15 protein-coding genes are annotated in these 15,153 nt (G+C 59.5%); 10 read left to right on the top strand and 5 right to left on the bottom strand.

Translation table 11 applies throughout. The features are described from left to right. Positions 1-76 precede the first annotated feature (76 nt). Together FOY96_RS10230 and FOY96_RS10225 are read right to left on the bottom strand one after the other, a co-directional pair. The gene (locus FOY96_RS10230; protein WP_143346973.1) at positions 77-1,288 is read right to left on the bottom strand and encodes a diguanylate phosphodiesterase; all 1,212 of its coding nucleotides are present in this window, start codon (positions 1,286-1,288) and stop codon (positions 77-79) included. Positions 1,289-1,383: 95 nt separating this feature from the next. Beyond that, positions 1,384-2,865: an alpha/beta hydrolase gene (locus FOY96_RS10225; protein WP_143346972.1), complete on the bottom strand. Its 1,482-nt coding sequence runs from the start codon at positions 2,863-2,865 to the stop codon at positions 1,384-1,386. Positions 2,866-3,131: 266 nt separating this feature from the next. On the opposite strand from FOY96_RS10225, the gene FOY96_RS10220 reads away from it, so the two are divergent. Genes FOY96_RS10220 through FOY96_RS10190 form a run of 7 tightly spaced genes read left to right on the top strand, consistent with a single transcriptional unit; the run spans position 3,132 to position 9,966 of the window. Further along, positions 3,132-3,986, top strand: a complete 855-nt coding sequence (locus FOY96_RS10220) for a MurR/RpiR family transcriptional regulator (protein WP_143346971.1) — start codon at positions 3,132-3,134, stop codon at positions 3,984-3,986. A gap of 12 nt (positions 3,987-3,998) precedes the next feature. Beyond that, positions 3,999-4,574 carry a D-alanyl-D-alanine dipeptidase gene (gene ddpX / locus FOY96_RS10215; RefSeq protein WP_143346970.1) on the top strand — a complete coding sequence of 192 codons (576 nt, stop codon included), beginning with the start codon at positions 3,999-4,001 and terminating at the stop codon, positions 4,572-4,574. Positions 4,575-4,589: 15 nt separating this feature from the next. Beyond that, complete coding sequence (locus FOY96_RS10210) at positions 4,590-6,122, top strand: ABC transporter substrate-binding protein (protein WP_143346969.1); 1,533 nt, start codon at positions 4,590-4,592, stop codon at positions 6,120-6,122. A 23-nt stretch (positions 6,123-6,145) separates the two neighbouring features. Then, positions 6,146-7,168 (top strand): ABC transporter permease, encoded by a 1,023-nt coding sequence (locus tag FOY96_RS10205; protein WP_143346968.1) that lies wholly within the window; start codon positions 6,146-6,148, stop codon positions 7,166-7,168. After that, positions 7,165-8,058: a D,D-dipeptide ABC transporter permease gene (gene ddpC / locus FOY96_RS10200; protein WP_094935015.1), complete on the top strand. Its 894-nt coding sequence runs from the start codon at positions 7,165-7,167 to the stop codon at positions 8,056-8,058. The genes FOY96_RS10205 and ddpC overlap by 4 nt, the downstream gene beginning before the upstream one ends. Further along, positions 8,058-9,044 carry an ABC transporter ATP-binding protein gene (locus FOY96_RS10195; RefSeq protein ID WP_143346967.1) on the top strand — a complete coding sequence of 329 codons (987 nt, stop codon included), beginning with the start codon at positions 8,058-8,060 and terminating at the stop codon, positions 9,042-9,044. Before ddpC ends, FOY96_RS10195 begins: the two co-directional genes overlap by 1 nt. Next, the gene (locus FOY96_RS10190; protein ID WP_143346966.1) at positions 9,037-9,966 is read left to right on the top strand and encodes an oligopeptide/dipeptide ABC transporter ATP-binding protein; all 930 of its coding nucleotides are present in this window, start codon (positions 9,037-9,039) and stop codon (positions 9,964-9,966) included. Before FOY96_RS10195 ends, FOY96_RS10190 begins: the two co-directional genes overlap by 8 nt. Here the strand turns inward: FOY96_RS10190 and FOY96_RS10185 are convergent. Continuing rightward, positions 9,963-10,712, bottom strand: a complete 750-nt coding sequence (locus FOY96_RS10185; protein ID WP_143346965.1) for an SDR family NAD(P)-dependent oxidoreductase — start codon at positions 10,710-10,712, stop codon at positions 9,963-9,965. The two genes, FOY96_RS10190 and FOY96_RS10185, sit on opposite strands and share 4 nt — an antisense overlap. 133 nt (positions 10,713-10,845) lie before the next feature. Here FOY96_RS10185 and FOY96_RS10180 point away from each other — a divergent pair, with 133 nt between their 5' ends. Then, positions 10,846-11,751, top strand: coding sequence for a LysR family transcriptional regulator (locus tag FOY96_RS10180; RefSeq protein ID WP_047060930.1), 906 nt, complete (start codon positions 10,846-10,848; stop codon positions 11,749-11,751). A gap of 23 nt (positions 11,752-11,774) precedes the next feature. Here FOY96_RS10180 and FOY96_RS10175 read toward each other — a convergent pair whose 3' ends face one another. After that, entirely contained in the window at positions 11,775-12,203 is a 429-nt protein-coding gene (locus FOY96_RS10175) for an OsmC family protein (protein WP_143346964.1), read from the bottom strand. A 116-nt stretch (positions 12,204-12,319) separates the two neighbouring features. Here FOY96_RS10175 and FOY96_RS10170 point away from each other — a divergent pair, with 116 nt between their 5' ends. Beyond that, positions 12,320-13,279, top strand: coding sequence for a hypothetical protein (locus FOY96_RS10170; protein ID WP_064672585.1), 960 nt, complete (start codon positions 12,320-12,322; stop codon positions 13,277-13,279). Between the two features lie 7 nt (positions 13,280-13,286). Here the strand turns inward: FOY96_RS10170 and FOY96_RS10165 are convergent, their stop codons facing one another. Then, on the bottom strand, positions 13,287-14,162 hold the full coding sequence (locus FOY96_RS10165; RefSeq protein WP_063409232.1) for a LysR family transcriptional regulator: 876 nt from the start codon (positions 14,160-14,162) through the stop codon (positions 13,287-13,289). 110 nt (positions 14,163-14,272) lie between these two features. Here FOY96_RS10165 and FOY96_RS10160 point away from each other — a divergent pair, with 110 nt between their 5' ends. Beyond that, positions 14,273-15,124 carry a Vmh family MBL fold metallo-hydrolase gene (locus FOY96_RS10160; protein WP_143346963.1) on the top strand — a complete coding sequence of 284 codons (852 nt, stop codon included), beginning with the start codon at positions 14,273-14,275 and terminating at the stop codon, positions 15,122-15,124. The last annotated feature ends 29 nt before the right edge of the window (positions 15,125-15,153 follow it).

The raw sequence follows: 15,153 nt of genomic DNA, 5'->3' as shown, positions 1-15,153 counted from the left end.
GCTAAACTATGTTAAACCGTTTTAGCTATTTAAGCACAGGCAGGGCGAAGGGGAAATAACGCGGGAGGAAAATTGGCTAACGCACCAGATGCGGCCAGTGAATATCACCGACGCCATTAAGCTGCGGACGGGCAAACAGAAAGCCCTGGAAACGCCGGATCCCGGCAGACTCGAGCCAGCACCACTCCTCTATCTTCTCGATTCCTTCGGCCACCAGGGTAATTTCGAGATCGGAGCAACAGCTGACGATGGAGCGCACAATCGCCTGCTTCGGGCCGCTGAGGTGGATATCGCTAACTATCTCCCGGTCGATCTTAATTTTGTCCGGCTGGAAGCGAGTCAGCAGCGAAAGACCGGCATAGCCGGAACCGAAATCATCGATCGCCAGGCCAATCCCCTCACCGCGAAGTTGCTTGATGGCGCTATTGAACTGGTTGAAGCCGGAGATCATCTCGTTTTCCGTCACTTCAATGACTACCTGCTCCGGCTGCAGCCCATGTTTTTTTATCTCGCTGACCAGGAATTCCACGGCGTTGGGAACATTCACCAGCGACATCGGCAGCAGGTTTACCGCAATCTTATGGCTGCCAATGCCCAGCTTTTCCGCGAGAGCAAAGGCATACGCCTTCGTCTGGAGATCGACTTCGTAGATTTTGTCCGGGTCGAGGGCGCTGAAGAAATGCTCCGGGCTGCCGCCTTCGTTGCCGCGAATAAGGGCTTCAAGCGAACTGATCTTCCCTTCCGAGGGCTCAACAATGGGCTGGAGCGCAAACTGACAGGTTTGGTTGGCCATCAGCCCCAGGTGTTCGCCAAAGGGCAACACCTCGGGTGAAAGCGTCCATTTTTCAGGTACGTAGCGTGCACCCGACAGGGCCGGACGTTTACCCGTGATAAACGTCTGGATAAATTTGAACACCCGGTCATCGGATGTGAGATAGCTGTCCAGCTTGCTGTAATTCAGAACCGACTGCAGCACCTCTTTCGGTGACTGCGTCTGCAGATCGAACAGCAGCATACCGACGTTTTCGAAGCGCCTGCGCGGGCCATAGTCCCGCATCAGCTCTACCACTCCACTGTGCCGCTTGTCGTCACGGATTTTATGGAACAGCTTAAGCACGCTCTCTTCCGACCCTTCGAGTATTTGCAGCACGTCGCTGCCTTTTGCGAGCAGAACCCCGGTGATATTCAGACTGGCATTGCGGATCCGGGCGCGCTCCACCAGTTCCCGCAGCTCGGTGGAGGGGCGGGATAAATTCAACTGGCTTCGGTAAATCAGAGTCGTCAGCACAAAAATGGGTTCCGATGAGAAAGAGAGGTGCCTTGAAGCTACTATTTAACATACTTAATCAATGCGACCTAACATATTCACACCGCAGGGGAACGTTACTTTTCCCCGCTGCCAATTCGGCTGTCTATCCGCCCCTGCATGTAGTCGTAAAACGGATTCGAGGTGACCCGCATAAGCGCCTCTTTCCCGACGCTCAACACGGAGGTTTCGCCCCAGAGCGCAATCGTCCCCAGGCTGATACCGTAGCGGTTTTTCACCCGAGGCTCACGGCCATAGAGATCGTCATCCGGCGGGAACGGCACCGCAACGTGCGACAGGGAATAGACATCCTGCGGCCAGGACTGCGCAAGCGGCACGACCGTCTCCCGGGTGCTGCCTGCCGGAGTGATTTTCGCCACCGTCGAGAAGCTGTGTGCGTCCGCATTGGTAATAATGGTGACACCGTAACGCCTCTGCGCAACCGGCAGCAGCGCCGAGGTTGCCGTCCACGACGACGGTTTGAACAGCGGGCGGAAGCTCGCCGCCTGGTTGATGTCAAACACCACCAGCTCGCTGCCGTTTGCCGAAAGCTGGTCAAACAGGCCGGTCACCACCGCGCGGGTGCTGACCGTGGAATCCATGACCGACTGGAACGCCAGGATCGGCGGCAAATTCGCCAGCCTGTTCTCCCGCGCCTCGCGGCCAATTTGCTCCTGCAGGGCCTTCGTCAAAAGCCATGACTGGCGGGCGGCGTTCACCGGGAACGAGTTATATTTGTACGGGTTATATTCCGGAGAGATATTCAGCCACGCCGCTTTGGCAAACGCCGGCAGCAGCGCCGGTAACCCGGCGAAACCGGCAAAGCGCGCAAAGGCCGTCACGCCGATCATCGGTGAGAGCAGTATCACCTGCTGCGGTTTACGCAGCGCAGGCGCGTCCAGCGCATCGAGGGCATATTTCATCGCCAGCGCCCCGCCGTTGGAGTAACCCACCAGATGCAAAGGCGCACCCTCGCCCGCCAGACGCGTGGCTTCCCGCACCGCAAGACGCGTTGCCGCGAGCCACATCTCCCAGTCGACGTCCGTCAGCGCGCCGGGCGCGGTGCCGTGCCCGGGCAGGCGCGGCACCACGGCTACAAAGCCGTGCTGTTGATAGTTCACGGCAAGCCGCCGGACGCTGTAAGGCGAGTCCGTCAGACCGTGCAGCAGCACTACCGCGCCGCGCGGCTTTCCGGCAGGCATCAGCACAAAGGAGCGGTTGGCATCGGGCGTAAACTGTCCCGGCCACACCAGGCTCTGGCGATAATAGCGGTTTAACGGCGTACGTTCCTCGCCCTCTGTTTTCGCCGTCACCGCGCGATAAAGATCGGCGAAAATGGCGTTTTCCCGGGCGATATACCGGGCAAAATCGGCGTTATCCATCTCGCGCACGGACATCTCATCGGCCCGCCAGGTATGCCACAGGTGCAGTTCCGGTCCCTGCTGCGAGAGATACACCCGCACCGCCAGCAGGACGATCAGTACGATCCCGACGACCATCCCTATTTTCTTTGCAAGCGCCATCAGGCGCACGCTGACTCGCCAGGGCAGATTTACCATGCCGGGATCCCTTTTATATTCACAGTACATCTATCTTATCAAAAATGTGAACGGACTGACGTATTTACCAAATTCATACCTGCCGCGTCAGACAGTGCACCAAAAGTGAACTACGCTGCACAAATGTTGATCATTGGTTAAGCAAATATTGCATGAAGTTTACTGCACAGCGGGTTTCACCCGCCCTGTGAACATGGCACGCGTCATGCATTGTTAACCAGGTAACAAAAATTCGGCCATTGACAGCCTGTTAACAGCGAGGCGGTATGACGACGAAACCCGAGATGTTGAGCCGTATCGAAGCGACGTTCAGCCAGCTCACGCCCAGCGAAAAGCGGGTCGGAAGCTGGCTGCTGGCGCACGCCGCGCAAATCCCGTTTGAAACGGCGGAGAGCATCGGTCAGGCGAGCGGGACCAGCGGAATTACCGTCGGACGCTTCCTGCGCAAGCTGGGGTATCGCAACCTGGAAGATGTCAAAAAGAGCCTGCGCGATCCGTATCAGCCCTGGGGTATGAACGAGCGGCTGGACTCCTGGCAGCAGCAGCGCCCCCTTTCCAGCCGCCTTCAGCATGCCCTGTCGCTGGAAGTGGATGCCATCATGCAGGTGTACCAACTGGCGCAAACGGACGCCTTCCGTCAGGTGGTGCACAACCTCGCCCACGCCGACGCGGTGTTCGTGCTGGGGATCCAGTCCACGCGCGGGATTGCCAACGCCTTCTTCAGCCACCTCGAGTACCTCCGCCCGCGCGTGAGCTATTCGGAGGGCGCTTCCGGCAGCTGGGTGGAATCCCTCAACTCGGGGTTTTCGCACCCGTACGTCGTGCTGACCGATACGCGCACCTACTCCGCGATGGCCCGCCAGTACTGCCGCGTCGCCAGCGAGAAAGGCATTCCGCTGGCCTTAATCACCGACATCTGGTGCCCGTGGGCGCGGGATTACCCGATGGATTTACTGCAGGTGAAAACCGATACCGGTCACTTCTGGGATTCACTTGCCCCCGTGAGCTGTCTGTTCAACCTGCTGCTGTCGGGCGTGGTGGAGGTGCTGGGTGAGGCGCTCCCGGCGCGTCTGGCGGTAAACCGGCAATTACAACAAGAGTTTGGTCAATTCGAACGCTAAAGGAGCGGAGCTATGCCCGAAGAGAGTGAACTGATTGATGTGGCGAAGACGTTTCTCACGCTGCATATCGATCTGAAGTACGCCACCGCCGACAACATCACCGGCCGTCCGATCTATCAGGAGGCGCTATGCCTGCTGCATACCGACGCGGCCACCGCGCTGGCAAAAGCCATTAGCATTGCCGCGCTGGCCGGGCTGAAGCTGGTGGTCTACGACGCCTATCGGCCGCAGCAGGCGCAGGCCCAGCTGTGGGATGCCTGCCCGAACCCGGAATACGTGGTCGACGTGGCGATTGGCTCCAATCACAGCCGCGGTACGGCCATCGACGTCACCCTGATGGATGAACATAACGCCGTGCTGGATATGGGGGCCGGTTTTGACGAAATGCACGACCGCTCGCATCCGTATCACCCTTCCGTGCCGCCGCACGCCCAGCGCAACCGTCTGCTGTTGAACGCCATCATGTTCGGCGGTGGTTTTGTGGGTATCAGCAGCGAATGGTGGCACTTCGAACTGCCGAACGCCGCCAGCTATCCGCTGCTTGACGACCGTTTTGCCTGTTTTCCCCTGACGCACACTTCTCTTTAAACCTGGAGCACTGCCATGAAAACATCGCTTGTCTCGACCCTGATCGCCGCCACGCTGGCCCTGAGCGCCCCGCTGGCGCTGGCTGCCGTTCCGAAAGACATGCTGGCGATCGGTAAAGCCGCCGACCCGCAAACGCTCGATCCTGCCATCACTATTGATAACAATGACTGGACCGTCACCTATCCGTCCTACCAGCGTCTGGTCAAGTACAAGCCGGGCTCTACCGAGGTGGAAGGCGATCTGTCGACGGGCTGGAAGGCGTCTGAAGACCAGAAAGAGTGGACCTTTACCCTGGCGGATAACGCGAAATTTTCCGACGGCACGCCGGTCACCGCCGAGGCGGTAAAGCTCTCCTTTGAGCGCCTGCTGAAGCTCGGCCAGGGGCCGTCTGAAGCCTTCCCGAAAGACCTGAAAATTGATGCCGTCGATGACCATACGGTGAAGTTCACCCTCAGCCAGCCGTTCGCGCCGTTCCTCTACACGCTGGCAAACGACGGGGCGTCCATCATTAACCCGGCGGTGCTGAAGGCCAACGCGGCAGACGATGCTCGCGGTTTTCTGGCGCAAAACACCGCCGGTTCCGGGCCGTTTATGCTGAAAAGCTGGCAGAAAGGCCAGCAGCTGATCCTGGTGCCTAACCCCCACTGGCAGGGTGAAAAGCCGCACTTTAAGCGCGTATCGGTGAAAATTATCGGTGAGAGCGCCTCGCGCCGACTGCAGCTTTCCCGCGGCGATCTGGACATTGCCGACTCCCTGCCGGTCGATCAGCTTGCGGCCCTGAAGCAGGAAGGTAAAGTCGCCGTCGCGGAATACCCGTCCCTGCGCGTGACTTACCTCTATCTCAACAACAGCAAAGCGCCGCTCAATCAGGTGGATTTACGCCGGGCCATCTCCTGGGCGACGGATTACCAGGGGATGGTGAAAGGCATTCTGAGCGGCAACGGCAAGCAGATGCGCGGCCCGATCCCGGAAGGCATGTGGGGCTTTGACGCCACGGCAATGCAGTACAGCTTTGACGAGGCCAAAGCTAAAGCCGCGCTGGAGAAGGTCAAAGACAAACCCGCCAGCCTGACCTTCCTCTACTCGGACAACGATCCGAACTGGGAGCCTATCGCCCTCTCCACTCAGGCCAGCCTCGGCAAGATCGGCATTAGCGTCAAGCTGGAAAAACTGGCCAACGCCACCATGCGCGACCGCGTCGGAAAAGGCGATTACGACATTGCCATCGGCAACTGGAGCCCGGACTTTGCCGACCCGTACATGTTCATGAACTACTGGTTCGAATCGGACAAAAAAGGGCTGCCGGGCAACCGCTCGTTCTATGAGAACAAAGAGGTTGATTCGCTGCTGCAGGCCGCGCTGAAAACCACCGACCAGGCGGAACGCACCAAAGATTACCAGCAGGCGCAAAAGGTGGTTATCGACGAGGCGGCCTACGTTTATCTGTTCCAGAAAAATTACCAGCTGGCGATGAACAAAGAGGTCAAAGGCTTCACCTTTAATCCGATGCTCGAGCAGGTGTTCAACATCGCCACCATGAGCAAATAACGGTTCTCGCCGGGGGAAAGCGTATGACGTTCTGGAGCATAGTGCGCCAGCGCTGCTGGGGGTTAATCCTGGTGGTGGCCGGTGTCTGTATTATCACCTTTATTATTTCACACCTGATCCCCGGCGATCCGGCCCGTCTGCTGGCCGGCGACCGCGCCAGCGACGAAATCGTGCAGAACATCCGCCAGCAGCTAGGGCTGGACCAGCCCCTGTATGTTCAGTTTGGCCGCTACGTGGACGCTCTGGCGCACGGTGATTTAGGCACGTCCATCCGCACCGGACGCCCGGTCGCGGAAGACCTGAAGGCCTTTTTCCCCGCCACGCTGGAGCTGGCCTTTTGTTCTCTGCTGCTGGCGCTGGTCATCGGCGTGCCGCTGGGGATTTTATCGGCGGTGTACCGCAACCGCTGGCTGGATCACCTGGTGCGTTTAATGGCGATGACCGGGATCTCCACGCCGGCCTTCTGGCTTGGGCTGGGCGTCATTGTGCTGTTCTACGGGAACCTGCAGATCCTGCCGGGCGGCGGCAGGCTGGACGACTGGCTCGATCCGCCGACGCAGGTCACCGGCTTTTATCTGCTGGACGCGCTGCTGGAGGGCAACGGTGAGGTCTTTTTCAACGCGCTTCAGCACCTGATTTTACCCTCGCTGACGCTGGCGTTTGTTCACCTGGGGATCGTGGCGCGCCAGGTTCGCTCGGCGATGCTGGAGCAGCTTAGCGAGGATTACATCCGCACCGCGCGCGCCAGCGGCCTGCCCGGCTGGTACATCGTCCTGCGCTACGCCCTGCCGAACGCGATGATCCCGTCCATTACCGTGCTCGGGCTGGCGCTGGGCGATCTGCTCTACGGCGCCGTGCTGACCGAAACCGTCTTTGCCTGGCCGGGCATGGGCGCCTGGGTGGTGACATCCATTCAGGCGCTCGATTTCCCTGCCGTAATGGGCTTTGCCGTCGTCGTTTCGCTGGCCTACGTGCTGGTTAATCTGGTGGTCGATCTGCTTTACCTGTGGATTGACCCGCGAATCGGGCGCGGAGGTGCCGAATGATGTTAACGCAGGAAACGCCCGTCCCGGCTAAAACCGCCGGACAACGCATCAACTGGGCAAAGCTGTTCTGGATGCTGCGTCAAAGCCCGCTCACGATCGTTGGCGGCGTCATTATGATTGCGATGCTCTTCCTGATGGTGGCTTCGCCGTGGATCGTTCCGCATGACCCGAACGCGCTGGATTTGACCGCCCGCCTGCAGGCGCCGTCTGCGCAACACTGGTTTGGTACCGATGAGGTGGGACGCGACCTGTTTAGCCGCGTGCTGACGGGCAGCCAGCAGTCGATTACCGCCGGGCTGGCGGTCGTGGTGATTGCGGGCGGTATTGGCTCGCTGCTGGGCTGTTTGTCCGGCGTACTGGGCGGGCGCGGCGATGCCATCATCATGCGGGTGATGGACATCATGCTCTCCATTCCTTCCCTGGTGCTGACCATGGCGCTGGCCGCCGCGCTCGGTCCGAGCCTGTTCAACGCCATGCTGGCGATTGCGATTGTCCGCATCCCGTTTTACGTCCGCCTGGCGCGCGGGCAAACCCTGGTGGTGCGCCAGTTTACCTACGTTCAGGCCGCCCGCACGTTTGGCGCGTCCCGCTGGCATTTGATCCGCTGGCATATCCTGCGCAACGCCCTGCCGCCGCTGATTGTGCAGGCTTCGCTGGATATCGGCAGCGCCATTCTGATGGCCGCCACGCTGGGGTTTATTGGCCTGGGCGCGCAGCAGCCCACCGCCGAATGGGGCGCGATGGTGGCCGTGGGCCGTAACTACGTGCTGGACCAGTGGTGGTACTGCGCCTTTCCCGGTGCGGCGATTTTGATTACCGCCGTGGGCTTTAACCTGTTTGGCGACGGTATCCGCGATCTGCTGGATCCGAAATCGGGAGGAAAACAGTGATGACCGAACCGGTATTACGTATTGAGGACCTGCACCTGAGCTTCCCGGTTTTTCGCGGTGAGGTCCACGCGCTGAATCACGTCTCGCTGGAGATCGGCAGGGGCGAAATTGTCGGCGTGGTGGGTGAGTCGGGCTCGGGTAAATCCGTGACTGCCATGCTCGCCATGCGGCTACTGCCGGAAGGGAGCTACCGCATTCATCACGGTCAGGTGAAGTTACTCGGCGAAAACGTCCTGACGGCGTCCGAGAAGCAGCTTAGACAGTGGCGCGGAGCCAGAGTGGCGATGATTTTTCAGGAGCCGATGACAGCCCTCAACCCGACGCGGCGGATTGGCAAACAGATGGTGGAGGTGATCCGCCAGCATCAGCCGCTTTCGCGGCGCGAGGCGCAGCAGAAGGCGATTACCCTGCTGGAAGAGATGCAAATCCCGGACGCGAAGCAGGTCATGGAGCGTTATCCGTTTGAACTCTCCGGCGGCATGCGCCAGCGGGTGATGATCGCCCTTGCCTTCTCCTGCGAGCCGGAGCTGATCGTCGCCGACGAACCGACCACCGCGCTGGACGTTACCGTCCAGCTCCAGGTGCTGCGCCTGCTGAAGCATAAGGCGCGGGCCAGCGGGACCTCGGTGCTGTTTATCAGCCATGATATGGCCGTGGTATCGCAGCTCTGCGACAGAATGTACGTGATGTATGCCGGGAGCGTGATCGAGAGCGGTGCCACGCAAACGCTGATCCACCGACCCGTGCATCCCTACTCCATCGGCCTGCTGCGGTGCGCACCGGAAAACGGCCAGCCGCGCGACCTGCTTCCCGCCATCCCCGGCACGGTGCCCAACCTCAGCAAGCTTCCGCAGGGTTGCGCCTTCCGCGAGCGCTGCTTTGCCGCCGGGGCGAAATGCAGCGAAACGCCGCGCTTACAGCCCAATGGCGCAGAAGGCCAACAGGCCGCCTGCTGGTATCCGCAACGGGAGAAACACCATGACTGATGTACTGCTGGAACTGGATAGCGTGCACGTGAACTTTGCGGCGCGCAAAAACTGGCTGGGCCGCGTGACGGAACAGGTCCATGCCCTCAACGGGCTCGATCTGCAGATCCGTCGCGGGGAAACGCTGGGCATTGTCGGTGAGTCCGGCTGCGGAAAAAGCACGCTGGCCCAGCTGCTGATGGGCATGCTTAAGCCCAGCACCGGCGCGTGTCAGCGGGCGCACCACGCGGGCGGCATGCAGATGGTGTTTCAGGATCCGCTCTCCTCCCTCGACCCGCGATTGCCGGTCTGGCGCATCATCACCGAGCCGGTGTGGGTGCAAAAACGCAGCAGCGAGCGCGAGCGCCGCCAGCTGGCAGAAAACCTGGCGCTGCAGGTGGGCATTCGCCCGGAATATCTCGACAGGCTTCCGCACGCCTTCTCCGGCGGGCAGCGCCAGCGCATCGCCATCGCAAGGGCGCTCTCATCCGACCCCGATATTATCGTGCTTGATGAACCCACCAGCGCGCTGGATATCTCCGTGCAGGCGCAAATCCTCAACCTGCTGGTGAACCTGCAACAGCAGCGTAATCTGACCTACGTGTTAATCTCGCATAACGTCTCGGTGGTCAGACACATGAGCGACCGCGTGGCGGTGATGTACCTCGGGCAGATTGTGGAGCTGGGCAGCGCCGCGCAGGTGCTTGGCGAGCCGCGCCATCCCTACACCCGTCTGCTGCTCGACTCAGTTCCCCGCACCGGTGAACCGCTGGATGAAAATCTGGCGTTACGCAAAACGGAGCTTCCCGGCAATCGTCATCTGCCCGAAGGCTGTTTTTTCCGTGACCGTTGTCCGATGGCAGCGCAGGGGTGCGAACGTCCCCAGCCGCTACAGCCCTCACGCGAGGACCGTAACGTGCGCTGCTGGCGCAGTCTGGGTTAGATTTGCGCCATCCCGCCGTCCACAAACAGCTCGATGGCGTTAATAAAGCTGGCCGCGTCGGAGGCCAGAAACGCCACCGCTTTACCCACCTCGCCCGGCGCGCCTAAACGCCCCAGCGGTACCTGGGCGGCCAGCGCGTCGTACAGCCCCTGACGGTGTTCTTCCGGCACCAGATCGCCGAGACCTGGCGTTTTGATTGGACCCGGGCTCACCACGTTGACGCGGATCCCGCGGCCCTGCAAATCCAGCGCCCAGGAGCGGGCAAAGTTGCGCACGGCGGCCTTGCTGGCGCTGTAGACGCTGAAGTTGGCCGTCCCTTTAATGGACACCGTCGATCCGGTCAGAATAATCGACGATCCGGTGGACAGCAGCGGCAGCGCCTTCTGGACTGTAAACAGCACTCCGCGCACGTTGGTGCCAAAAATCCGGTCAAACTGCTCTTCGGTGATCGCGCCCAGCGGCAGCATATCGCCGCCACCGGCATTGGCGAACAGGATATCAAGACGGCCTTCTTCTTTGGCTATCCGGGCATAAACCTCATCCAGATCGGCAAGCTTTGAGGCGTCCGCGCGAATGCCCGTTGCGGTTGAAGCAATTTCCGCCACCGCCGCGTCCAGCTCGGCCTGGCGACGACCGGTGATGTACACCTTAGCGCCCTGCGCCGCCAGTTCCTGCGCCGTGGCAAGACCAATACCGGTGCTGCCGCCGGTGACCAGTGCAATTTTTCCTGAGAGAGTCGTGTTCATGTCATTTACCTTTTGTTGGGTTTGCGGTGCGCGCTTTCGCTCGCGTTGGACAAACTTTAGCCCTTGCGGCATTTGTGAAAAACGGGCAAAAATGAAAATGACTATTCACATACCGAAATAATCCGAGGTCATCATGGACCAGCTCATGGCGATGCGCGCCTTTACGCGGGTCGTGGAATCCGGCAGCTTTACCCGTGCGGCGGACTCGCTGAATATGCCGATCGCCACGCTGAGCAAGCTGGTCAAATCGCTTGAGTCGCACCTGGAGATACGCCTTCTGCACCGCACCACTCGCCGGGTGGTCGCGACGCCTGAAGGGATGGAATACTATGAAAAAGCGCTCAGGGTGCTGATTGATATCGAAGATATCGACACCTCGTTTCGCGTTTCCCGCGCGACGCCAAAAGGGCATTTGCGGGTTGACGTGGGCGGCTCCACCGCCCGGGACGTGCTCATCCCCCTGCTTCCGGAATTTATGCAGCGCTACCCGGAGATCCGCATCGACCTTGGCGTGGCCGACCGGCCGGTCGATCTCATCAGCGGTAACGTAGACTGCGTGATCCGCGGCGGTCCGCTGGACGACTCGACCCTCATCGCCCGTCATCTCGGTAACGCCGAAATGGTCACCTGCGCGACGCCGGGTTACCTGAAAAATCACGGCGTCCCGGCCTATCCGCAGGAGCTGCGCAACGGCCACAAGCTGATTAGCTATCTCTCGCCCGTCACCGGACGGCCGTTTCCGTTTCGCTTCCGGCAGAACGGCGAGGCGCTTGAAATCAACATTCCGCACTATCTCGGCGTCAATGAAAGTAATGCCCATCTGGCAGCTGCCGCGGCGGGGCTGGGAATCGTTCAGACCTTTGAGTATTCGGCAAAGTCGTATTTACAGGCGGGCACGCTGGCGGCGATCCTGGGCGACTGGCGCCCGGCCGCGTATCCGTTTCATGTAGTTTACCCGCAGAACCGGCATTTGACGCACAGACTGAAGGTATTTATCGCCTGGCTGGCGGAGGTGTTCCCCGCCGCGCTGAAGGGATAGCCGGGCTCAAACCCGGCTGTGGCTTAATTGAGCTTATAGTCCAGCGTAATCTCAGCTTTCAGGAGCTGCGAGACCGGACAGCCCGTTTTTGCTTTCTGAATAATGCCGTCGAACTGCTGCGGGGCGATGCCGGGAACGGTCACCTTGCTTTTCAGGGCAACTTTAGTAATGGCAAAGCCGCCGTCGGTTTTATCCAGAGAGACGTCCGCGGTGGTATCAATGGAATCGGCTGTATAGCCCGCTTCGCCGAGCATCAGCGACAGCGCCATTGAGAAGCAGGCCGCATGTGCCGCGCCAATCAGCTCTTCGGGGTTGGTCCCCTTTTCGCCCTCAAAGCGGGTATTGAAACCATAAGGCTGCTGATTGAGAACGCCGCTCTCGGTGGAAACCGTTCCTTTTCCGCGCTTAATGTCGCCAGACCAGTGTGCCGAACCGTGCTTATGAATAGTCATTCTTGCTCTCCTTTTGGCTTACAAAGGGTTAAGTATAGACTACGCATCTGACCCACCCTGGAACACAGACAATTCCAGGACTTTCACCTGCTGTACCGACAAAAAGGATAAAGATTATGGCCCTAAAAATCAGGATGGCCGTTGCCGTCACCACGCTGGCTCTGTCGCTCTCTTCACTGGCGAAAACGCCGGAGAACTTTATCTATACCAGCTCGGGCGATCTCGACGCGGCGTTTCCGCTTGTTGCGCGAAGCGATATCGGCGGCGTGCAGATCGTTTACAACTGGCGCCTGCTGGAACCCGAGAAGGACAGCTATGACTTCTCGCGGATTGAGCAGGATCTGGCGCGCGTTAAGGCCGCCGGAAAAAAACTCTTTATTCAAATCCAGGATCGTTTCTTTGAGCCGGACGCCCGCTACGTTCCGGACTATCTGATGCGCGACACGCAGTACGGTGGCGGGATTGCGCCGCAGTTCGATAACCCCGGCGAAGGCAAGCCGGTCGGTTCAGGATGGGTGGCGCGTCAGTGGGATCCCGCCGTGCGCCAGCGCTACCAGGCACTGCTGGCCGCCCTCGCGAAACGCTTTGATGGCGAGGTGTATGGGGTAAACCTGCCCGAAACCGCCATTGATCTCGACGAAAAAAATCCGCCCGTCGGGTTTACCTGCGACGGCTATTTCGCGGGTGAAATGGAAAACCTGGCCTTTGCGCGAAAGGCTTTTCAGAAATCTCACGTGGTGCAGTACGTGAACTTCTGGCCGTGCGAATGGGATAACGACCACAACTACATGGGGCGTCTGTTTGCGTATGCCAGCGCCAACAACATCGGCCTGGGTGGGCCGGACATTGTTCCCAACCGCAAGGCACACATGAAGAATGCCTATCCCTTCTTCCATAAAAATAAACAGACGCTGCCGCTCATCGCCATGGCGGTTCAGGAGCCGACCCTGACCTATAAGGATCCTCAGACCGGAAAACCGTTCACCAAAGCGGAATTTGTCCGCTTCGGCGAAAGTTATCTCGGTGCCGATATTATTTTCTGGAGCACGACGTCTCCCTGGCTAAAGGCGAAGTAATCCTTTCTTATGCCAGGTAGCGCGACAGTTCGTCAAGGAACACGCGCAGCGCGGCAGGCTGGTATTCCCGGGACTGATAAATGCCATGGATGGCAAGCGGTTTCGGCTCAAGCGCCTCCAGTACCGGCACCAGCAATCCCTGTTCCAGCGCGGCAGACGCTTCGCGCTCCGGCAGCATGGCGATACCGCAGTGCTTAATCGCCGCGTCCATCAACAGCGAAGAGATGCTGGCGCTCAGGTTGCCGCTGACGGCCACGCTCAGGCTTTCCCCTTCCGGCGTTAGAAAGTGCCAGGACTGCCCGGCAAAAAAGCTGTAGTGCAGACAGTTGTGCTGCGCTAATTCTTCAGGGCTGACGGGGATACCGTGCTGTGCCAGATACGCCGGCGAGGCGCAAAGCACCGAGCGACACTCCCCCAGCCGGCGGGCAATCATGCCGGGTTCGGGGTTGTCGGTAATGCGCACGGCGACATCAATGCGCTCTCCCACCAGGCTGACCGGGTGGTTATTCACGTCCAGCTCGATGCGCAGCTGCGGGTAGCGCGAGAGCAGCTCAGGCAGGACCGGCGCAATCAGGTGCATGGCGGTAAAATGGGCGCAGGCCACCCGCAGCGTGCCGGACGGCAGATCTTTCTCCGACTGGCCCTCGATTTCCTGCGAAATCTGCGAGAGCGTCCGCGTTTTTTGCAGCACCTTTTCCCCTGCCGCGGTCAGCGTCAGCTTGCGCGTGGAGCGGTTTACCAGGCGCGTTCCCGCCCACTTCTCCATTTGTTCAAGGTAGCGGCTCACCATAGGTCGGGAAATGCCCAACGCGCGGGCCGCCGCGCTCAAACTGCCCAGCTCGCATATCCGGTTGTAAACCTGAGCGGCGATAACGCGATCCATATAAGCTCCATTTGCTCGATTTATGAAACTAAGCATGTCTTGTTTCAGGAATTCTGGCAAATGAGAATATCCGTACAATAGACACATTCCTGAACAACAGAGACAACAGCATGAAATTCACTCACCTTGCCCTGCTTTCCACCCTTTTCACTCCTGCGGTTTTTGCCGCGCCGTTAACCATTGATACCTATAACCCGCAGGAAAAAGGCATTTTCCCGGTCTCCTCCACGCTGGTTTCCGGCCCGAAAGAGGCGGTGCTGTTTGACGCGCAGTTCAGCGTGAAGGATGGCGAAGCGCTGGTAGAGAAAATTCGCCGCAGCGGTAAAACCCTGAACAAGATTGTGATCACCTCCGGCGATCCGGATTTCTATTTTGGCCTGCAGCCGCTGGTCAAAGCCTTCCCGAATGCCAAAGTGGTGGCCACGCAGCATGTGGTTGACCATATTAAAGCCACCAAAGACGCCAAGCTCGCCTTCTGGGGGCCGCAGATGAAGGACGGCGCGCCAACGGAGCTGGTCGTCCCGCAGGTGCTTGCCTCCACCACGTTCATGGTTGACGGGGAAAAGGTCGATATCGAGCAGCCAGACAGCTATGCGGGCTATGTGTGGATCCCGTCGGCAAAAACGATCCTCGGCGGCACCGGGGTAGCCTGGGGTATTCACGTCTGGACGGCAGACACCCAGACGCCGGAAAGCCGCAAGCAGTGGCAGGAAACGCTGGAGAATATGGCCGCGCACAAACCTGAGCGCGTGATCCCGGGCCACTATCTGGGCACCCCACCAGCGGGCACTGGCGCGATTGAATTTACCCGCGACTATCTGAAGCGCTTTGAAAAGGCTTTAGCCGCGCATAAAGATTCCGCAGGCGTTATCAGCACCCTGAAAAAACAGTATCCGGGCCTGGCGGATGAAAGCTCGCTGGAATTAAGCGCCAAAGTGAATACTGGCGAAATGAAGTGGTAATTTAAAAACGGCTCCTGCTATATTTCCGC

Source organism: Enterobacter asburiae (assembly GCF_007035645.1).
Classification (GTDB): Bacteria; Pseudomonadota; Gammaproteobacteria; order Enterobacterales; family Enterobacteriaceae; genus Enterobacter; species Enterobacter asburiae_B.
This window is presented reverse-complemented; position numbering and strand designations above follow the sequence as displayed.

Excerpts from the sequence above, each read along its gene's own strand:
- FOY96_RS10165 (WP_063409232.1), bottom strand. The coding sequence starts at position 14,162 with ATGGATCGCGTTATCGCCGCTCAGGTTTACAACCGGATATGCGAGCTG.
- ddpX (WP_143346970.1), top strand. The coding sequence starts at position 3,999 with ATGCCCGAAGAGAGTGAACTGATTGATGTGGCGAAGACGTTTCTCACG.
- FOY96_RS10160 (WP_143346963.1), top strand. The coding sequence starts at position 14,273 with ATGAAATTCACTCACCTTGCCCTGCTTTCCACCCTTTTCACTCCTGCG.
- FOY96_RS10220 (WP_143346971.1), top strand. The coding sequence starts at position 3,132 with ATGACGACGAAACCCGAGATGTTGAGCCGTATCGAAGCGACGTTCAGC.
- FOY96_RS10185 (WP_143346965.1), bottom strand. The coding sequence starts at position 10,712 with ATGAACACGACTCTCTCAGGAAAAATTGCACTGGTCACCGGCGGCAGC.
- FOY96_RS10175 (WP_143346964.1), bottom strand. The coding sequence starts at position 12,203 with ATGACTATTCATAAGCACGGTTCGGCACACTGGTCTGGCGACATTAAG.
- ddpC (WP_094935015.1), top strand. The coding sequence starts at position 7,165 with ATGATGTTAACGCAGGAAACGCCCGTCCCGGCTAAAACCGCCGGACAA.
- FOY96_RS10210 (WP_143346969.1), top strand. The coding sequence starts at position 4,590 with ATGAAAACATCGCTTGTCTCGACCCTGATCGCCGCCACGCTGGCCCTG.
- FOY96_RS10205 (WP_143346968.1), top strand. The coding sequence starts at position 6,146 with ATGACGTTCTGGAGCATAGTGCGCCAGCGCTGCTGGGGGTTAATCCTG.
- FOY96_RS10180 (WP_047060930.1), top strand. The coding sequence starts at position 10,846 with ATGGACCAGCTCATGGCGATGCGCGCCTTTACGCGGGTCGTGGAATCC.
- FOY96_RS10225 (WP_143346972.1), bottom strand. The coding sequence starts at position 2,865 with ATGGTAAATCTGCCCTGGCGAGTCAGCGTGCGCCTGATGGCGCTTGCA.
- FOY96_RS10190 (WP_143346966.1), top strand. The coding sequence starts at position 9,037 with ATGACTGATGTACTGCTGGAACTGGATAGCGTGCACGTGAACTTTGCG.
- FOY96_RS10195 (WP_143346967.1), top strand. The coding sequence starts at position 8,058 with ATGACCGAACCGGTATTACGTATTGAGGACCTGCACCTGAGCTTCCCG.
- FOY96_RS10170 (WP_064672585.1), top strand. The coding sequence starts at position 12,320 with ATGGCCCTAAAAATCAGGATGGCCGTTGCCGTCACCACGCTGGCTCTG.